The sequence below is a fragment of the Streptomyces sp. NBC_00448 genome (assembly GCF_036014115.1).
In the GTDB taxonomy this organism is placed as follows: Bacteria; Actinomycetota; Actinomycetes; order Streptomycetales; family Streptomycetaceae; genus Actinacidiphila.
In genome coordinates this window covers 2,792,266-2,811,528 of sequence record NZ_CP107913.1, presented here as the reverse complement: position 1 = coordinate 2,811,528, position 19,263 = coordinate 2,792,266, and the positions used below count along the sequence as shown (strand labels likewise).

General features: G+C 73.2%; 14 protein-coding genes and 1 pseudogene. 7 read left to right on the top strand and 8 right to left on the bottom strand.

The genetic code is table 11. The features are described 5' to 3' along the window. The first annotated feature begins 151 nt into the window (after positions 1 to 151). From OG370_RS12000 to OG370_RS11990, 3 genes are all read left to right on the top strand, one after another. Positions 152 to 373 (top strand): type II toxin-antitoxin system VapB family antitoxin, encoded by a 222-nt coding sequence (locus OG370_RS12000; RefSeq protein WP_328463393.1) that lies wholly within the window; start codon positions 152 to 154, stop codon positions 371 to 373. Next, entirely contained in the window at positions 370 to 789 is a 420-nt protein-coding gene (locus OG370_RS11995; RefSeq protein WP_328463391.1) for a PIN domain-containing protein, read from the top strand. The genes OG370_RS12000 and OG370_RS11995 overlap by 4 nt, the downstream gene beginning before the upstream one ends. Before the next feature lie 146 nt (positions 790 to 935). After that, a complete protein-coding gene (locus OG370_RS11990; protein ID WP_328463389.1) occupies positions 936 to 1,688 on the top strand; it encodes a CDP-alcohol phosphatidyltransferase family protein in 753 nt (250 codons plus the stop codon). On the opposite strand, the gene OG370_RS11985 is transcribed toward OG370_RS11990, so the two are convergent. After that, positions 1,660 to 2,166 carry an adenylyltransferase/cytidyltransferase family protein gene (locus OG370_RS11985; RefSeq protein WP_328463387.1) on the bottom strand — a complete coding sequence of 169 codons (507 nt, stop codon included), beginning with the start codon at positions 2,164 to 2,166 and terminating at the stop codon, positions 1,660 to 1,662. The two genes, OG370_RS11990 and OG370_RS11985, sit on opposite strands and share 29 nt — an antisense overlap. 226 nt (positions 2,167 to 2,392) lie before the next feature. Here OG370_RS11985 and OG370_RS11980 point away from each other — a divergent pair. From OG370_RS11980 to OG370_RS11970, 3 genes and pseudogenes are all read left to right on the top strand, one after another. Next, a pseudogene (locus tag OG370_RS11980) lies at positions 2,393 to 3,586 on the top strand (glycosyltransferase); the annotation flags it as partial. Between the two features lie 733 nt (positions 3,587 to 4,319). Further along, positions 4,320 to 6,014 carry a lipopolysaccharide biosynthesis protein gene (locus tag OG370_RS11975; RefSeq protein WP_328463385.1) on the top strand — a complete coding sequence of 565 codons (1,695 nt, stop codon included), beginning with the start codon at positions 4,320 to 4,322 and terminating at the stop codon, positions 6,012 to 6,014. Between the two features lie 305 nt (positions 6,015 to 6,319). Further along, positions 6,320 to 7,594: a hypothetical protein gene (locus tag OG370_RS11970; RefSeq protein ID WP_328474028.1), complete on the top strand. Its 1,275-nt coding sequence runs from the start codon at positions 6,320 to 6,322 to the stop codon at positions 7,592 to 7,594. 16 nt (positions 7,595 to 7,610) lie between these two features. Here the strand turns inward: OG370_RS11970 and OG370_RS11965 are convergent, their stop codons facing one another. After that, a complete protein-coding gene (locus OG370_RS11965; RefSeq protein ID WP_328463383.1) occupies positions 7,611 to 9,797 on the bottom strand; it encodes an MMPL family transporter in 2,187 nt (728 codons plus the stop codon). Positions 9,798 to 9,924: 127 nt separating this feature from the next. Between OG370_RS11965 and OG370_RS11960 the strand changes: the two genes are divergently transcribed. Continuing rightward, positions 9,925 to 10,515 carry a TetR/AcrR family transcriptional regulator gene (locus OG370_RS11960; RefSeq protein WP_328463381.1) on the top strand — a complete coding sequence of 197 codons (591 nt, stop codon included), beginning with the start codon at positions 9,925 to 9,927 and terminating at the stop codon, positions 10,513 to 10,515. A gap of 18 nt (positions 10,516 to 10,533) precedes the next feature. Here the strand turns inward: OG370_RS11960 and OG370_RS11955 are convergent, their stop codons facing one another. The 6 genes from OG370_RS11955 to OG370_RS11930 all read right to left on the bottom strand — a co-directional run bounded on the left by OG370_RS11955 (position 10,534) and on the right by OG370_RS11930 (position 19,165). Further along, entirely contained in the window at positions 10,534 to 12,027 is a 1,494-nt protein-coding gene (locus OG370_RS11955; RefSeq protein ID WP_328463379.1) for a hypothetical protein, read from the bottom strand. A 176-nt stretch (positions 12,028 to 12,203) separates the two neighbouring features. Continuing rightward, positions 12,204 to 12,686, bottom strand: coding sequence for a VOC family protein (locus OG370_RS11950; RefSeq protein WP_328463377.1), 483 nt, complete (start codon positions 12,684 to 12,686; stop codon positions 12,204 to 12,206). 143 nt (positions 12,687 to 12,829) lie between these two features. Next, positions 12,830 to 16,066: a glycosyltransferase family 2 protein gene (locus OG370_RS11945; RefSeq protein ID WP_328463375.1), complete on the bottom strand. Its 3,237-nt coding sequence runs from the start codon at positions 16,064 to 16,066 to the stop codon at positions 12,830 to 12,832. Positions 16,067 to 16,160: 94 nt separating this feature from the next. Further along, positions 16,161 to 17,303 carry an RNA polymerase sigma factor gene (locus OG370_RS11940; protein ID WP_328474026.1) on the bottom strand — a complete coding sequence of 381 codons (1,143 nt, stop codon included), beginning with the start codon at positions 17,301 to 17,303 and terminating at the stop codon, positions 16,161 to 16,163. Positions 17,304 to 17,311: 8 nt separating this feature from the next. Next, the gene (locus OG370_RS11935) at positions 17,312 to 17,719 is read right to left on the bottom strand and encodes a YciI family protein (RefSeq protein ID WP_328463373.1); all 408 of its coding nucleotides are present in this window, start codon (positions 17,717 to 17,719) and stop codon (positions 17,312 to 17,314) included. 120 nt (positions 17,720 to 17,839) lie between these two features. Further along, complete coding sequence (locus tag OG370_RS11930) at positions 17,840 to 19,165, bottom strand: alpha/beta hydrolase (RefSeq protein ID WP_328463371.1); 1,326 nt, start codon at positions 19,163 to 19,165, stop codon at positions 17,840 to 17,842. Positions 19,166 to 19,263: the final 98 nt, after the last annotated feature.

The following is a 19,263-nucleotide window of genomic DNA, read 5'->3' as shown; positions in this document are numbered from 1 at the left end:
CCCTGGCCACCCGGCCGGGGCGGACCGACGCGTCAGGACCCGTCGGCGTCCGGCCTGCGTTGCGCGAGCTCGGATGGGTGCACTCCACGACTGGGCGGGGAAGTCGCGCGGGATATAGACTTCGTGTTGCCCTTATATAAAGGAGTCCAACATGACGGTGACGACTATCGACCTCGACGACGACGCACTGGACAAGGCCATACGTGTCGCCGGAGGTGGCACCAAGAAGGATGTGGTCAACGCCGCCCTTCGCGAATACGCCGAACGCCACGAGCGGGCCGCGCTCGTGGCCAGGCACTTTCAAGCCGCCCAGCAGTGGGACTACGAGGGCTGGCGGCAGCGCCGCGTCGACGACAAGCAGGGTGGCGCGTGATCCACTACCTGCTCGACTCCTCAGGTCTGTGGCGTCTCCTGCGGGAGGAGCAGCTCAGGGAAGCGTGGCTGGACACCACCACTCTCCAGACCATCGGCTCGTGCGCCGCGCAGCGCGCCGAGTTCCGGCGCTCAGCACGGAACGTCGCCGAGTACGAGGCCATGGGACGGATGTTCACCGACCTTTATCCCGACGTACCTGTTCCGAAGAGGGTGTGGGACTGGATCGACGCGGCCCAGTACGCTCTCGCCGAGAAGGGGGTGCTCGGCGCGGCCGGGCCGCTCGACCTGATGATCTGCGCGACCGCCGCGCATCACGGGCTGATCGTCCTGCATGACGACGCCGACTTCGTCACCGCAGCCCGCTTCCTGCCCGACGTGAGCGAGCGGAACGTGCGCGACGCCCCGGCGTTGTAGGTCCTGCCCGGAGCCGAAGGGGCTCGGGAGCAGCAATGGCGTGGGTGGTGCGTCCGTTCCGTCGGCCGGCGCGGGAGTTGGGGGCTGAACGGGGCACGGGGCGGGGGCTGCTCCGGCAGGATGTGGGGGGAGCGAGGGGGGACCGTATGGCGGTGCGGGCGGGCGAGGGCGGCGGGAGGCCGCTCGGATACGGCGAGGCGCTGCGCCGGCTGCGGGACGCGCAGAAGAGCGCGAAGGGCGTGTCGCTCTACTCGCGGTACGTGAACCGGCCGGTGGGGCGGGTGCTGGCGGCCGGGGCGTACCGGGCGCGGCTGAGCCCGAACCAGGTCACCCTGGTCAGTGCCGCGTGCAGCGCGTTCGGAGTGGCCGCGGTGGCGGTGGCGCGGCCGTCCTGGCCGCTCGCCGTGGCCGTGTACGCCGCCCTCGCCGTCGGCTTCGCCTTCGACTCCGCCGACGGCCAACTCGCCCGGCTGCTGGGGAAGGGCGGCCCGGCGGGGGAGTGGCTGGACCACGTGGTGGACTGCGCGAAGATCACCGCGCTGCACGCCGCCGTGCTGATCACCTTCTACCGGCACTTCCGACTGCCGGGCGACGGCTGGCTGCTGGTTCCCCTCGGTTTCCAACTCGCCGCTGTCCTGGTCTTCTTCGGCGGCCTGCTGACGGACAAGCTGAAGCCGAAGGGGAGTTCGGGCCCGGCGGCCGCGCCGTCACGGCTGCGGGCGGTCGCGCTGCTGCCGGTCGACTACGGCGTGATGTGCGCGGTGTTCCTGCTGCTCGGCAGCGAACGGGCCTTCCGCTACGGCTATACCGCGCTGTTCGCGGCGCACGCGCTGTTCCTCGCGGCCTTCCTCACCAAGTGGTTCCGCGAGCTCACCGCGCTTCAGCGCCAGGCGGGTTGACCGGCGGCACCCCGGCCGCCACCGCGCTCGCGCCGCTCCCGGCACCGCCGGGCGGACCGGTGAGGAGGTCGAGGGCACGGCGTAACTGGGTGCTGGACGTGTGCACCGTGTAGGGGAAGTAGACGATCTCCACGCCGACCGTCGCGAACCTCTCCTCCAGCCGCCGCCCCTTGTCGGTGCCGCGCCAGTCGTCGCCCTTGAACAGCACGTCGAAGCGCACCTGGCGCCAGGTCTCCAGCTTGTCCGGCACGGTCTCCACGAACGCGGCGTCCACGAACCGCACGCTGCGCACGATCTCCAGTCGCTCCACCAGCGGCACCACCGGGCTTCGCCCCTTGGCGAGTTGGGCCATCTCGTCGGAGACCACCCCTGCCACCAGGTAGTCGCACTGGCTGCGCGCGTGCCGCAGGATGTTCAGATGGCCCACGTGGAAGAGGTCGTAGACCCCCGGCGCGTAGCCGACCCGGTGCAGCATCATTCGACCCCCAGCCGTACAACGCTCCCCAGCGCTGCCGAGTCTCAGACGATAGCCGGACGTATCGCGGTCAAAGGGGGATTCGTGGAATTCCGAACTTCAACGCTTGGCAAGCTCAGGTGTGGAGAGCGCGTGAACGACTAAGGTGTGCACTTGTCTGGATCTGGGGGCACGTCCCGGGGGGAAGGAACACTTCGTGGGTTCGTCGGGTCTGCGCCGCCGGCTGCTGCTGGTCTCCACCAACTACGCGCCGGAGCACGCCGGGATAGGGCCGTACGCCACGCAGATCGCCGAGCACTGGGCGGCCGGTGGCGCGGAGGTGCACGTGCTCACCGGCATGCCGCACTACCCGGCGTGGAAGCTCGACCCCGCGTACGACGGGGTGCGGCGGGTCGAGGAGGACCGGGCCGGGGTACGGGTGCACCGGCGCGGACACGCGGTGCCCGCGCGGCAGACCGCGCTGCGCCGGGCCACGTTCGAGGTGAGCGTGCTGCGCGGCGGGCGCGACGAACCGGCCGGGATGGGGCGGCCCGACGTGGTGTTCGCGCAGATGCCGAGCCTGGCCGGCGGCGTGCTCGGGGCGCGGCTGGCCGAGCGCCACCAGGTGCCCTTCGTGCCGATCGTGCAGGACCTGATGGGCGCCGCGGCCGCGCAGAGCGGGATACGCGGCGGCGGGCCCGCCGCCCTGGCCGCCGGGCTCGTCGAGAAGTACGCGCTGCGGCGGGCCGCGCTCGTCGGGGTGATCCACGAGTCGTTCACGGCGAAGGTGGCCGCGATGGGGGTGCCGCCCGAGCGGATACGGGTGGTGCCGAACTGGTCGCACGTACAGCGCCCTTCGCGGCCCCGCGCGGAGATGCGGGCCCGGCTGGGGTGGCGGCCGGGGCAGACCGTGCTGCTGCACTCCGGGAACATGGGGCTCAAGCAGGGCCTCGACGTCCTGGTCGAGACGGCGCGTTCGGCCCCCGAGACCCGGATCGTCCTGATGGGCGAAGGCAACCAGCGCGAGTACCTGCGCTCGCTCGCGGGCGGCCTGCCCAACCTCGACTTCCTCGCCCCGGCCACCGACGACGAGTTCCCCGAGGTGCTGGCCGCCGCCGACTTCCTCCTGGTCACGCAGCGGGCCTCCGTCCGCGACATGAGCCTGCCGTCCAAACTCACCTCCTACTTCGCGGCCGGGCGCCCCGTGATCGCCTCGGTCTCCGCGGACAGCGGCACCGCCCAGGAGGTGCTGCGCTCCGGCGCCGGCGTCGTCGTCGCGCCCGAGTCCCCGGGGGAGTTGCTCGCCGCGGTCCAGGCGCTCACCCTCGACCCCGCCCGCACCGCCGTCCTCGCCGCGGCCGGCCCGGTCTACGTCGACGCGCACCTCTCCCGCGATGCCGGGCTCGGCCGTATCGACGCGTTGCTCTCCGAGGCGCTGGCCGAACGCGCCCCCGCGGCAAGCGAGTCCACCGCTCCCGCGCCGGGCCCGGCACCTACTGCCGTGGCGGAGGCGGAAGTTGCCGAGCAGCCCGACGTGCCCGGGGTCCCGGCGGAGCCTGCGGTCGGGGCCGGCCGGGGGGACGAGGCCGCCTCCGGGCAGCCGGTCGGGGCCGCGTCGGTCACTACTGACGGTGCGCCGGATACTGCTCCCCGTACGGCAGTTGGGGGCGAGACCGGCGTTCAGGGGCGTACGGAGCCGGGTCCGGCGCCTGCCGTTCCGCCTACCGTTCCGCCCGTCGTTCCGCCTGCGGTGGCGGAGCCGGACGGTCGGGCGGTGCCCGCGAGGCCCGCGCACGTGCCGACTGTGCCCGACGAAGCCCCGGGCGCGGAAGGCCCGCCGCCGTCGGCAGGAGCGGTCGCGCCGCCGCGGCCCGTGGCTCCGCCACCGCCGGTCGGGCCGCCGCGCCCGACCGCCCCGCCGCGCCCCTCCGTTCCGCCCCAGGCCGGTGCGGAGCCGCCGGAGGCGGAAGGCGAAGACGGCGCCGACGTCCCCGAGCCCTCGGCCGCGGACCCGGCCCAGGCGGCGGCCGGAGCCGACCCCGTCACGGGACCGGGCGAGGCGGACTCCGACCCGGGCCCGGAGACGGAAACGGGCGAGGCGGACTCCGAAGCCGTCGCCGGGAGCGAGGAGCCGGAGGTGCCCGCGGGGGCGCCCGCGGGGGAAGGCGGGGCCGGCCGTGAGCGGTGAACTGCGGGACGACGGCGAGGAAGTGGACCTCGTCCGCGACCAGGTACGGCAGATCGTCCGGTACAAGGGCCTGATCGCGGCCGGCCTGGTGGTGGGCCTGGCCGGCGGCGCCTTCCTCGCCCTGGGCGGCGCGAACACGTACGCCGCGAGCAGTTCCGTGATGGTGCGGGCGGCGACCGCGGACCCGTTCGCCGCGGGCGCGACGCCCGACAAGGGCATCGACATCGGCACCGAGCGCCAGTCCGCGATGAGTACGACCGTCGCCGAGGCCGCCGCGAAGGAGGTGAAGCAGCCGGTCAAGAAGCTCCAGCACTGCCTCCAGGTGACGAACCCGCCCAACACGCTCGTCCTGCGCTTCACTTGCGCCGCCCCTGACGGCGAGGACGCGGCCGCGTGGGTCAACGCGTTCACCAAGTCCTACCTGAACGACCGGGAGTCGGCGACCAAGGCCACCATCAAGAAGATGGTGAAGGGCTACCAGGACCAGCTCAACCCGCTGGTCAAGCAGCGCAACGACCTGCTCGACCAGATAGCCGCCACCACCGACAGCCAGGTCATCGGCACCCTCGTGTCCGTGCAGACCAACCTGCTCAGCCGGATCACCGAACTCAACGGCGACATCAGCGGGTTACGGGCGCTCGACACCACCCCGGGCGTGGTGATCAAGCCCGGCACGGTGCCGGACGCGCCGACCGGCCCCGGGACGACGCTGATGCTGGGCCTCGGCGCCGCCGTCGGACTCGCGCTCGGCCTGCTCGCCGCGTGGCTGCGGCTGGTCTTCGACCCGCGCCCGCGCTCCGCGGGCGAGGTCACCCGCGTGATGGACGCACCGGTGCTCGGCACCCTGCCCGGCGGGCGCGACCGGCGCGACCGGCGCGACCGGCGCGACCGGCAGGGCCCGGCGGGCCACCAACCGCTGCTCGCCGAGGGCCAGTCCACCGGCCGGCTCGCCGAGGAGTACCGGGCGATCGCGTTCCGGCTCAGCCACGACCGGCGGTTCGCCGCACGCCGCAGGCTGCTGGTGGTGGAGCCACGCGGCAGCAGTGACGCCGCGGCCGCGGTCGCCGTCAACCTCTCCGCGTCCTTCGCCGAGATGGGCAAGGAGGTGCTGCTCGTCGAGGCCGACCTGCGCACCCCGTCGCTGTCCGGGCGGCTGCGCTCGGCCGACCCCGGCCGCCCCGGCTGGGCCCGCACCCCGGGCCTGGCCGAAGGGGGTTGGCCCGCCGGGCTCCAACTGCCCGTGGACACCGGCGAGTACGGCTCCTTCGACCTCGTGCCCGGCCGCCGTGTACCCAACGTGGCCCGCGCGCTGACCTCCGGCCAGGCCGACCGGCTCTTCGCCGAGGCCGACGACCCCGGCACCGTCGTGGTCGTCCTCGCCCCGCCCGTCCTGTCCTACGCCGACGCGCTCGCGCTCGCCGACCGGGTGGAGGGCGTGGTCGTGGTCTGCGACCCGGCCGAGGTGCGCCGCGAAGACCTTGTGCGGGTAAGGGAGTTGGTCGCGGGGGCCGGCGGCGCCGTACTCGGCGCCGTGCTGCACCGCACCCCGGCCGTGCCCGGTCGCTCCCGGTTCCTGCCGCGCCGCCCGCGTTCGGGCCGCCGCGCCACCGCGCCCGCCTCCGCCCGTGACGCCACGTCCACCGAGCCCTTCCCCGCCGACCCGGAGCGCCACCCGGTCCCTTGACCGGCCCCGCACCGCGGCCCGCCGCGGCCCCCGGGGCCGAACTCCCGCATCGCGCTGCCCCGTACGGCGCCTCCTACGGCAACGCGTCCGGCAGCCCGTACGACGCTCCCTACGACGACCTGTACGGCGATCCGCGCGAAGCCCCCTACGAAGGCCTTGCCGAAACCCCGGACCTGGTCGAAGTCCCGTACCGGCAAGCCCACTTGGCCGTCGATGCCGACGGCGGCACGGACAGCGACGGCGGCACGGACAGCGGCACGGACGACAGCACGGACCCGGACGGGCCGCGCGGCAGGCGCCGCGGGTTGGCCGCCGTCGTCAGCTCCGTCGCCGACCAGGGCGTCGCCGCCTTCACCAACATCATCGTGCTGGTGGTCGCCGCCCGGCTCTCCACGGCGGCCGGCTTCGCGGTGTTCTCGATGGTCTACATGGTCTTCACGGTGCTGCTCGGCGTGAACGTCTCCTACGTCGGCCAGGCCCTCGTGCTGGAGCGCGGCTCGCGCCGGGTTCGGGCCGCCTGCCGGTCAGCCGTGGCGTTCACCGCGACCGCGTCCGCCGTCCTCGGCTGGGGCATGGCCGCCGGGCTGCTCCTCGTCCCCGGCTCCACCGCGCGCGGGCTGGCCGTACTCGGCCTGGTGATGCCGGTGGTGCTCACCCAGGACGGCATGCGGTACTGCTTCTCCGCGCTGCGGCTGCCGCACCTCGCGCTGGCCGCCGACACCGTACGGCTGCTGGTCGCGGTACCCGCGCTGGCCGTGCAGCCGCACGGCGCGGGCGCGGTACGGCTGGTGGCCGTGTGGGGGATATCCGGGGTGCCCGCGCTGCTGGTGGGCGCCGCGCTGCTGCGGAGCCGGCTGCGGGCCGCGCCCGGCGAGGTACGGCCGCCGGTGGACATCAGGCCGTACGTCCGGCGCGGACACCTCGGGCAGCGGTTCGTGGTCGAGTTCGGCGTCGGCAACGCCACCAGCCAACTCGCCGTGGTCGGCCTCGGCCTGTTCGCGGCGCCGCTCGCGGTGGGCGCCCTGCGCGGCGCGACCACCCTGTTCGGGCCGATGAACGTGCTGTTCAACTCGGCCACCGCGTTCGGGCCGCCGCTGCTGAACCGCGTGCGCGGCACGGCGCGCAAGGTGCGCGCCACCGCCGTGCTCGCCGTCGCGCTCGCCGCGGTCGCCACCGCGTGGACGGCCGTGCTCATGCTGCTGCCCGCCCACGCCGGCCGGGCGCTGCTCGGCGACACCTGGGCCGCGTCCTCCGGGCTGCTGCCTGCCTCCGGCAGCCAGTACGCGTGCATCGCGCTCGGCACCAGCGCCCTGCTGACCCTCCGCGTGCTGCGGCCGCGCGCGACCCTCCCCATCCAGGTGGTCTTCTCCCTCGCCTCGGTGCTCTTCATGCTCGGCGGCTACCGCCTCGACGGCGTGCTCGGCGCCGCCTGGGGCCTCGCCCTCGGCTCCGCGCTCAAGGCGATCGCGCTGTGGCTGCGCATCACCGCCGAGCGCCGCGGGCCCGGGAGGAGGGTCACTTCCGACCCCCTCCCGGGCGGGTCCGCGGCCCCGGAGGACCTGTCGGCCGGTTCTGCCTGAAGCCGAGCGGCTGCGGTCAGACGCCGGCGAGGTGCTGCTTGCTGTCGTCGAGTTTGTCGTCGAGCCGCTCGCCCTCGATGTCGGGGTCCGGCACGTAGCGGGCGAACCAGCGCGGGTGGTGCCAGGCCCTGGCGCCGAGGATCGCCATGGCGGCGGGGACCAGGGTGAGGCGGACCACGAAGGCGTCGACGAGGACTCCGACGGCGAAGCTGAAGCCGATCTCCTTGGTGGTCGGATCGGGAGCGAAGATGAACGCCACGAAGATCGACGCCATGATCAGCGCGGCCGCGCTGACCACGCGGGCGGACAGCCCGGTGCCCAGGACCGCCGCGTGGCGGGCGTCGCCGGTCCTGCTGAACTGCTCCTTGATCCGCGAGACGACGAAGACCTCGTAGTCGCTGGACAGCCCGAACATGATCGCCAGCAGGATGACGGGCAGGAAGCTGAGGGTCTGGGTCGGCTCGATGCCCAGCAGGCTCTTGCACCATCCCCACTGGAAGACGGCGACCTGGGCGCCGAACGCCGCGCCTGCCGACAGCAGGAAGCCGAGGATGGACTTGATCGGCACGATGATGGTGCGGAAGGCGAACGTGAGCAGCACGAACGCCAGGGCGACGACGGTGACCAGGAAGATCGGTAGGGCGTCGGCGAGTTTGGCGGACACGTCGATGTTGGTGGCGGTGACGCCGCCGACCAGGAGGTGGGCGCCGGTGCCGGCCTCCAGGGTGGTGCGCTGGTCGCGGATGTGGTGGACGAGGTCGGTGGTGGCGGCGTCGTTGGGGCCGGTGGTCGGGATGACGTTGATCAGGGCCATGTCGTGCGTCGTGACGGCGACCGAGGACGAGGCGACGCCGGGCACCTTGCTGATCGCGGCACTGATCTGCTGGGCCTGGCCGGTGGTGGCCACGTCGTCGGCCACGACGGTCAGGGCGCCGTTGTAGCCGGGACCGAAGTGCTCGGTGGTCAGGTCGTAGGCGCGGCGGGAGGTGTCGCTGGTGGGCAGGGCGCTGCTGCCGGGCAGGCCGAGGTCCATGCTCGCCGCCGGGATGGCCAGCACGCCCAGGGCTATGACGCCGATGGCCAGGACCGGGACGCGGCGGCGGACGACCCAGCGGGCCCAGCGGGTGCCGGCCAGCTTGTCGGGGTCGGTGGCGGCGGTGCGGGCGGCCGGCTGGGCGCGCCGCAGCAGCGGCAGGCGGCTGAAGCGGGCCGCTCCGCGCCTGCCGAGGATGCCGAAGACGGCGGGTACCAGGGTCAGGGCCACCAGCAGGGCCAGGGCGACGGTGGCGGCTGCGGCCAGGCCCATCGTGGTCAGGAAGGGGATGCCGACGACCGCGAGTCCGCACAGGGCGATGATGACGCTCAGCGCGGCGAAGACCACCGAGCTTCCCGCGGTGCCGGCCGCGCGGCCGGCGGCTTCCTCGGGGTCGCGGCCCTCCAGGAGGAAGGTGCGGTAGCGGGCCAGGATGAACACGGCGTAGTCGATGCCGCAGGACAGGCCGAGCATGGTGGCCACCGAGGTCGATGCGGCGGCGATGTCCGTGACCGCGGACAGCGCGGTGATCCCCATCATCGTGGTGACCAGTCCGAACACGGCGGTGATGATCGGCAGGCCGGCCGCGACCAGCGAGCCGAACGTCAGGCACAGGATGACCAGCGCGACTCCGATGCCGACGGCCTCGGAGCTGGCTCCGGCGGCGGCCTTGGGATAGACCGAGCCGCCGAACTCCACCCGCACTCCTGCGTCGCGGGCGGCCGAGACGGCCGGGTCCAGCTGGTCCAGGGTGCCGGTCTTCACCTCCGCGGCCTGCGCGTCGTAGGTGACGGTGCCCAGCGCGATCCGCTTGTCGGGTGAGACGGTCCTGGCCTGGAAGGGGTTGGAGGCGCTGGTGACCTGGCTGACCTTGCCGAGCGCGGTGACCGCCCGGTCGATCGCGGCCTGGTTCCTGGCGCTGGTGATGTTCCCGTCCTTGACCGCGAACACCACCTGCGTGGAGGCCCCGGAGGCGGAGGGCAGCTTCTCCTTCAGCAGGGTGAGGGTCTGCTGCGCCTCGATACCGGGGATGGTGACCGTGTCCGTGGTCTTGCCGCCGCTCGCGCCGGCGATCACGATCGCCGCGACGACGACCGCCACCCACGCCGCCAGCGTCTTCCAGCGGTTGCGGAAGCACCAGCGTGCAAGGCGGTACAGATAGGTGGACAAGGCGGGACTCCCTGCTCGTCTCAGGAAAGGGGGGAGCAGCGGTCGCGTCCCCCACCACCGCCTCGATTGCCACCATAGGCAAACTTATCCTGAGTGGCAAATATGCCGCCCCTGCTACACTGCCGCCATGGCTGAAGCAGTGACGTCGCTCCGCGAACGGTCCAAGGCCAAGCGCCGGGCCGCCATCCAGCGGGCCGCGCTGCGCCTGTTCACCGAGCGCGGCTACGAGGGCGCCACCATCGCGGACATCGCCGAGGCGGCCGAAGTCGCTCCCCGGACCGTGCGGATGTACTTCCCCAACAAGATCGATATCGCGACGTCGGCCGCCGACGACATCGCCACGCATGTGACCGCGGTGTTCAAGGCGCATCCCGACCTGTCGTTCAGCGAGGCCATCGACCAGTGGATACTCGCCGAAGCCGACACCACCGATCCGGAACTGGCGCGGCTGGTGGCCGCCATGTACGACGCCAACCCGACTCTGCAGGCCGTCTCCAGCACACACTCGGCCGCCGCCAGCCAATCCGGCGAACCCGCCCTCCTCGCGGAACTCGGCCTCGCCCCCGACGACCCCCTCCTCCCCGTCGTCACCGCCGCCATCAGCTCCGCCGTCGGCGAGTACGTGACCACCGCCCTCAAGAACGGCGTCCCGCACGAGCCCCACCAGCGGTTCATGTGCTACCTGCGCAGGATGATCAGCGCCGCCCGGGACAGCTGACCTCACAGGGCAACACGGCTAGCGCAGCGTTCGGCGGGGGTTGTCGGTGAACGTGCCGACCAGTGCCAGGCAGAGCAGGGCGATGCCGATGCGGCCCGCGGCCTGGAGGAGAGGGCCGCGCAGGAGGATGAAGGAGTAGCCCGCGGCCATCGGCACCACGACGGCCGCGAGCGTGCCCGGGCGGCTGCCCTCGGAGGTGCGGCGCGCGTAGCGGATGTCGATCCGCGAGCAGGCGTACCCGAGCAGAAGGAAACCGCCGGTCATGCCCAACGGGCCGAAGTCCAGCCAGAGTTCAGCCCACAGCGGGGACGAGAGGTTGGTGTTGGTCATGCCCATCCAGCGGCCGACCAGCACCCCGGAGTCGAGCGGCTTGCCGTGCCACACCGAGCGCGGCACGAAGAAGAAGACGTCGGCGGCGAGTTGGCGCCCGTGCGTGTGCCCGGTGCCGGACTCCACGTAGGTCAGGGTGTTGGCGAACATGCCGACCTGGTCGTAGTCCTTGAGGGTCAGCGGGTCGAGCACCGAGGTGGACTGCACCGGGTGGTAGCCGCCCGAGTCGTAGCGGAACCGGTCCAGGAACGGGAAGAGCAGCAGCGCCGCGACGACCCCGCCGACCAGCGCGGTGCGATAGACCGCGGGGCTGCGCGGGAACGCGGTGAACAGGATCGAGAAGACCACCGTCAGGAACCAGTAACGCGGGTTGGAGACGGGGTTGTTGACGATGACGTTGATGACGACCAGGCCGCCGAGCGCGACCAGCGCGGGCAGGTTGCGGCGGGCCCGGCGGGAGGTCGTCATCCAGCGGATCAGGATCAGCAGCGCCAGCAGCGCGGGCACCGTGCCGAACCCGCGGATGAACGCCGAGCCGACGTGGCTGTCACCGCCGGCCCCGGTCAAGCCGCTGGCCTGTACGGTCTCGCTGATGTCCTGGCGGCTGGTGAAGAACACGGCGGGGCCGCCGAGTTCGACGATGCACAGCGCGCTGCCGGCGTACGCGAGGAGGATCAGCAGCCACAACCGCTGCCGGGCCACCTGCGCCTGCGGGCGGCGCCGCCGTAACCGGTCGGGCGGCTGGAAGCGGGCCGCCAGCGCACCCACGTCGTAGGCGACGCAGCCGACCAGGGTGAGCGAGATCGCCAGCACCGTGTCGGAACGCGTACCGACCACCGGGGTCGGCACCTGCCCGATCACCTCCTGGGCGAGCGGCGCCACCCCCATCGCCACGTAGCCGAACAGCCAGAACGCGCCCTGCACCAGACGCCGCCGCCGGCTCAGCACCATCGCGCACAGCCGCCCACCCGCGTAGCAGGTCAGCGCCAGTTGCAGCCAGAACCCGGCGTCGCGCAGGCCGGGGCCCGGTTGCGTCAGGACGTAGCCGGGCAGCAGCACGACGACGGAGATCACCAGGGGTACGGCCAGCGCCCGCGACAGCACGGCTCGCGACAGCACAGCCCGTGGCACGGCCCGTGGGTCCTGCGCGGCCCGCGCCTCCCGCGACACGTCGAGCGCCATGGCCCCCCTTCCCCTGCGCGAGTCTAGGCCGCGCGGGCGGGGGAGGGGGCGGGTACGCGAGGGTCGGCCCGGCACCGTTCAGGGCCCGGTCCCCTTGAGGGCCCGCACCGTTCGGGGCCCCGCACCGTTCGCGGACCTGTCTTGTCCAAGCCCCGGCGCCGCAATCCCCGCCGGGGTCAGGAACCGTCGAACGCCGCCTGGAGCGCGGCGATGTCGAGCTTGCCCATCTTCATCATCGCCGCCATCGCGCGGTCGGCCTTCTCCCGGTCCTGGTCGCCGAGCAGCGCGCTCATGACGCTGGGCACGACCTGCCAGGACACCCCGAACCGGTCCTTGACCCAGCCGCACGGCCCCTCCTGGCCGCCGCCCTCGGTCAGCCGGGACCAGTAGTAGTCGACCTCGGCCTGGTCGGCGCAGTCGATCTGGAACGAGATCGCCTCGCTGAAGGTGAACTGCGGTCCGCCGTTGAGCCCCAGGAACTGCTGCCCGTTGAGCGTGAACTCCACGGTGATCACCCCGCCGGTCTCACCGGGCCCGGACTCCGTGTAGCGGCTGACCGAGCCGCGCGAGGAGTCCTTGAACACCGAGAGGTAGAAGTCCGCCGCCTCTTCCGCCTGGCCGTCGAACCACAGACACGTGGTGAGCTTTCCGCTGGTCATCGCTTCCTCCGTGGTCGTACGCGGGTGGCGGGCAGCGGATGCCGCCGCGCCGTCGTCGCGTCCTTGCACCCCTTAGGACGGTCCGGCGGCGCGAAACTCATCGGCCGCGCGGAATCCGGCGCCGCGGTGCGCTGCCCGCGCCGTCAGCCCTTCCTGCCGCGGAGCCGGCGGACGAGCCCGCCCAGCGGGGTGCGGCCGCCGCTCGCCGGAGCGGCCGAGGGAGACGCGCCGCGCCCCACGCGCAGGGACAGGTCCTCCCCGCCCTTGGTCCAGTACGGCTGTACGGTCCGCTCCACGCCCGCCGGGTGCGGCCGGGCCGCCGGGGGCGAGACCAGTTCCGGCGCCCGCCGCCCGCCGAGCCGGGCCGACTTCGTCCAGCCGAGGGCGGCCAGCCGGACATGGAAGTCCCATGCCCCGTCGGCGAGCGGCCGTCCCGACACGACGCTCGCCGGGTCGAGGACGGCGGTGCCGGACACCGTCACGGTCTCGACGCCCACGTCCCCACCGTCCCCGCCGGCTCCCGCGGAAACGCGTTCCACCGTGCAGTCGGTCTCCAGCGGATACCGCGCCCCGGTCTCCCGTTCCCGCAGCACCAGCGTCGCCCGCGCCCGCTCGGCGCAGGCCGCGCCCGTCAACTCCCGCTCCCCGAAAGCCCCGTGCAGCTCATGCGACACCCCGGAGGGCGCCAACCGCTCCTGTCCCGGGACGAGTTCGACCGGCCGACCGTCGGCCGCCAGGGTCGCGGTGAACGTCACCGCCAGCGTGCCGTCCGCCCGCCAGGCGACGTCGAGCAGCGTCGGCAGGCAGGCCAACGACCTTTCCCAGCGGACGAGTTCGACCAGATCCTCGGTCCGCCCGGCGCGCACCAGCGCCAGCGTCAGCCGCTGGTGGGCCGGCAGCCCTTCGGCGGCCGTGGCGGACGCACTCTCCTCCAGGGTCCGCCTGATCTCGGCGAGCAGCGCCGCCCGCTCCGCCTCGTCCGCGTCGAGCAGCCGGGCGCCGCCGATCCGGTCCAGCACCTCCACCCGCAGCCAACGGCGGTGCAGCCGGTCGCGGGCCGCACCCGGCGCGGTGAGCGCGTCGGCCGCCGCCATCACCTCGCGCAGCCCCGCGTAGTACGCGGCGGGCGTGGCGGGCGTGGCGGGCGCCGCACCGGCCGGCTTCCGCGCGGGCGCGTAGGAGCAGCAGACGTACGACCCGAGGACGGCGGTGCGGCGGGCGCGCAGCAGCGCGGCCACGGTGAACGCCTGATCGTCGAAGGGCGCGGCGGAGGAGCCGAACCGCAGGCCGTGCCGGCGCACCATCGCGGTGTCGAAGAGCTTGTCCGTGGTGAGGCTGTCGCCCAGCGGGTCCCGGCTGAGCCTGGCGTCCGGCCGGTCGCGCGCGTACAGCTCCTGCGGGACCGGCCGCCCCTTCGCGCCCGCCAGCCGGCCCGCCACCACGTCGGCGTCGTGCTCCAGGCCGTACGCGTACAGGCGGCGCAGCGCCTCGGGGGCGAGCCGGTCGCCCGCGCGGAGGAAGAGCAGGTACGCGCCGCGGGCCTCGGCCGCCGCCGTGTCGCGCGGGTCCGCCCCGGTCCGTACGACGCGTACGCCCGCGGGTAGCGGTTCCGGTACGGCGTCGGTGGGGCGGGCCGCGACGAGGGTTTCGACGGCGCCCTCCGCCCAGTCCTGCGCGGCCACCGACGCGAGGCTCGCCGCCACCTGCCCGGCGTCGTCGCCCGCCCGCACGATGACGCTGACCCGGGGGCCGGCCGGCAGCGCGGGTTCGTGGCCCGGCTCCACCAGCAGCACGACCGCGGCAGCCGCACTGTCACCATCGGCCGCGCCGCCACCCCCGGCAACACCCGCCGCGCCGCGCGCACCGAATTCCTCGGGGGCGGCGCCGACGCGCAGCCCGCCGACCGCCGCGGTCGGCACGGCCGGCCCGCCGGCCGGCGCCGTCAGGTCCGTGGTGCGGTCCAGCCCCGGTCCCAGCACGCGGACCTGGACCTCCCAGGCCCCCGCGTCCGGCGGGTTGCCGCCGGCCGCGCGGCGCGGGTCCACCGTCGCCGTCGCCCGTATCACCGGGCGCAGCCGCTCCACCCCGTCGGCCCGCGGCGGCAGTTCCTCCCACACCACTTCCACGTCCCGCGGGAGCATCCACTTCACGGCGGTGCCGCGGTGGCGCAGCAGCACGTCCACGCGGAAGCGGGTGAGGTGGTCGGTGAGGTCCACCGGTTCCAGGCCCGGTTCCAGGCCCAGGCCCTCGGTCAGTCGTGGGTCGAGCAGGTACCTGCCGTCGCGCCGCTCCACCGTCAGCGCGGTGCCCTCGTCTCCGTAGCCGAACGACGCCTCGAACTCCAGGCGCAGCCGCTCGCGGTGGAAGGCGGCGCCGGTCAGTGTCGCGTCGGCGCGCAGGGTGTCGGCGCGGCGGGCCAGGGTGAGCAGATCGGCGGTGCGGGCGGCCCGCGCCAGGTCGGCGCGTACGCGTTCCAGCCCGACGAGCCCGTCGTGGACCGCCGGCGTCAGGTAGTCGGCCGCGACCGAGCGGAGCGCCTCCACCAGCCGGTCGCGGTAGTCGCCGTCGGGGTAGGCGGGGAAGATCGGCTCGCTGAGGTACTTGACCATGTCGGCCCGCCAGAACCGGCGCAGCCACGTGTCGCGGACCGGGCCCGGCTCGGTCTCGGCGAGCAGCGCGTCGAAGATCTCGCGAAGGTTGCCGGCGTAGGAGTCCGGGTCGAGCCGGTCGGGTGTCGCGTGCCCGCCGTCCTCGCGTTCGAGGTAGTAGTAGCAGGGGTAGTCGCCGACGATCGACACGGACGTGGCGCGCAGCACCGCCGGCACCATGAACAGCAGGTCCTCGCCGACGTAGTGGCCCACCGGGAAGCGGATGCCCTGCTCGCGCAGGAAGGCCGTGCGGTACATCTTGTGCACGGTGAGGCTGTCGTGCAGCGGGGCGGTCCGGTAGGTCACCGACTCCCGGTTCCGGCTCATCAGCGCCTGCGGGGCCCCGCGCAGCCGGTGGGTGATGGTGACCTTGCCGATCACGATGTCCGAGCCGTTGCGGCGGCCCATCGCGTACATCCGCTCCAGGGCTTCCGGGCCCAGGCTGTCGTCGTGGTCGACGAACTGGACGTACTCGCCGCGCGCCATGTCGACGGCCACGTTGCGCGGGTGTCCCGGCCAGCCGGTGTTCTCCAGCCGCACCACGCGGAAGAGCGGGTCGGCGTCGGCCAGTTCCTCCAGGCGGTCGGGGGTGGAGTCGGTCGAGCCGTCGTCGACGAACAGCACCTCGAAGTCGGCGCGTGCCATGGTCTGGCTCTTCAGTGCGGCGATGAGTGGTTCGATCAGTGCGCCCGTGTTGTAGGTGGGCACGATGACGGTGACCTGCAATGACACGCTGTTCTCCAGGAAATGGTGCAAAGATCCGTTATCGAATGATCATCCTATGTGTGGACTATGGGCTCCTTTCGGCCGTGCCGACCCGCCGGCATCAGCGGCCGCCGATGTTGAGGCGGGCGGCCTGGCGGGTGAGGTGGTTGCGTTCGGCGAGGGTGGGGGCCCGGCGGGCCGCTTCGGCGTAGAGGCGGGCCGCGGTGGAGCGGTCGCCGTCGCGTTCGTGCAGGTAGGCGGCGACGGCGGTGTGGCGGGGGAGGGTGTCGTCCAGGTCGGCGAGCGCGGCCAGGCCGGCGCGGGGGCCGTCGGCCTCGCCGACGGCGACGGCGCGGTTGAGCCGGACCACCGGGCTGTCGGTCAGCCGCACCAACTCGTCGTACCACTCGACGATCTGCACCCAGTCGGTCTCCTCCGCGACGGCCGCGTCGGCGTGCAGCGCCGCGATGGCGGCCTGGGCCTGGAACTCGCCCAGCCGGTCGCGGCCGAGGGCCGCCTGGAGGATCTGCACGCCCTCGGCGATCGCCCGGGTGTCCCACCGGCCGCGGTCCTGCTCGGCCAGCGGCACCAGGCTGCCGTCGGGCGTGGTCCGGGCCGCGCGCCGGGCGTGGTGCAGCAGCATGAGTGCGAGCAGCCCCGCCACTTCGGGGTGGTCGATCGCGGCCGAGAGCTGCCGGGTGAGCCGGATCGCCTCGGCGGCGAGGTCGATGTCGCCGGAGTAGCCCTCGTTGAAGACCAGGTAGAGGACCCGCAGCACTGTGGCCACGTCGCCGGGCCGGTCGAACCGTACGCCGGAGACGGTCCGCTTGGCCCGGCTGATCCGCTGCGCCATCGTCGGCTCCGGCACCAGGTACGCGGCGGCGATCTGACGGGTGGTCAGCCCGCCGACGGCGCGCAGCGTGAGCGCCACCGCGGAGGACGGGGTCAGCGACGGGTGGGCGCACAGGAAGTACAGCCGGAGCGTGTCGTCCACCGCGGACGCGGGCCCGGGCGGCGGCTCCTCGTCGACGCGGTCCTCGCGCCGGCGCCGGGCGGAGTCCGCCCGGGTCGCGTCGAGGAACCGCCGCCAGGCCACCGTGACCAGCCAGCCCTTCGGGTCCCGCGGGGGATCGGCCGGCCAGACGCGGACCGCCTCGACCAGCGCGTCCTGGACGGCGTCCTCGGCCGCCGCGAAGTCTGCTCCGCGGCGGACGAGGATGCCGAGCACGCCCGGGGTGAGGCTCCGGAGCAGGGCCGCGTCCATGTCGGCGGTCACTCGGTGATGGTGGGCGGCTCGGTCAGGAACGGGCGCAGCTCCAGCCACTCGTGGATCGGCTTCCCGCCGGCGCCGGGCGCGGCCGACAACTCCCCGGCCAGCTCGACCGCGCGCGCGTAGCTGTCGACGTCGATCACCATCCAGCCGGCGATCAGGTCCTTCGTCTCGGCGAAGGGGCCGTCGGTGACCGGCGGCCGGCCCTCGCCGTCGTACCGGACGAAGGTCCCCTCCGGGGCGAGCGCCTGGCCGTCGACGAACTCGCCGGTCTTCTCCAGCCGGGCCGCGAAGTCGTTCATGTACCCGATGTGGTCCGAGATCTCCTGCGGCGTCCACTGGTCCATGGGCACGTCGTTCACTGCGGCCGGGGCGCCGCGGTAGTGCTTGAGCAGCAGGTACTTGGCCATGGTGGTTCTCCTTGGTGCGGGGGGCGGCCCATTCTGGCCGCGCTCACCCCGGGGACGGAGCACGGCGCGGGTTCTCGACACGACCGCCGGAATTTCTTTTCTGGACGTCCGCAACATGGCCTACGGGCGTCGCTCGTCCCGCGTGGGCGTCACGCCGGGGGTGGGCGGGTTCTGGTCCGCCGAGTGCTTCCTGCCCCGTCCGGTGGTGGACGACAGCGGCTTCCCGCCCGCCCGCAGCTCCGTCTTCTTGTGCTTGCCCTTGCCCTTGGCCGCGTGCGACGGCACCACGTCCTGCGGGAAGATCAGCTGCTGGCTCTGCCAGGTCAGTGCCGCCGGCATCTCGCTCGTCCAGGTGCTGAAGTTGTGCACGCCGTGGTCGGGGAAGATCGACGCCGTCCGCATCGGCGTTTTCGCCATCTGCAGGAACTCCTGCGCCTTCGGGTAGATGTGCTCGTCCCCGTGCTTGCTCGCGGCGACCAGCACCGACACCTGCGGGATCGGCAGGTGCTTCAGCCGCCAGAACAGGTCGTGGGAGTCGATCCGCTTCTGCCGGGAGATCCCGCTGCCGAACAGGTTGCCGGTGGTGATGTCCTGCTTGATGACGAAGTCGGGGGACAGCGCCGCCGCCGAGGTGAACACGTTCGGGTCGCGCATGGTGAGCTGGAGCGCGCAGGTGCCGCCGGAGGAGTAGCCGAGCGCGCCCCAGGCGGTGGCGCTGTGGCCCACCCGGTAGGTGGCCCGGAGCGCGTCCGGCAGGTCCTTCGCCAGGAACGTCTCCGTCTGCGGGCCGCCGGGCACGTTCACGCACTCGGTGTCGCGCGGCGGCGCGATCGTCGGCCGGATCTCCACGATGATCGTCGGCTGCATCTTGCCCTGCTTCATCAGCTGCTGGGAGATCTGCCAGACCCGCAGCCCCTGCGCGAGGTTGTAGATGCTGCCCGGGTAGCCGCTCATCGCCAGGATGACGGGGAAGCGCTGGCGGGCGTACGCCTTCTGGAAGTACTGCGGCGGCAGGTAGACGAACGCCGGGTCGATCACGCCGGTGCGCCGCCCGATCACCCGTACCGACTCGACCCGGCCGTTCGCCGAGGCCGGCGCGCTCGGGATGCCGCTGACGCCCTTGAGCAGCGAGGTGTCACCGGGCTCGATCAGGGGGGTCCGGCTGACCACGGAGGTACCGGAGGCGTTCGGGCTGAGCGCGACCGGGGCCGTCTTGCCGGTGCCGAACAGGTCGCTCCACGAGCCGTAGAACTGGTAGTCGGCGTTGACGGCCGCGAGCAGCGCGGTGATCGTCACGAGCTGGGTCACGCCGATCACGGCGAACCGGGCCGTGACCCACGCCCACCCGGTGCGTGCGAGGCGCGGCCACGTCCACACCGTGAGCACCACGCACGCGGCGGCCAGCCCGGCCAGTACGTACGCCGTGGTCCAACTGGTGAGGTTCATGTCGCTCCCCCTTTTCTTTCCGTTTCCACAGTGCTAGAGGGCTGAGGGGGCCGGTGCGTTCCGTGCGAAGAGTGTGACGATGTCCCAACCGTCCCCGA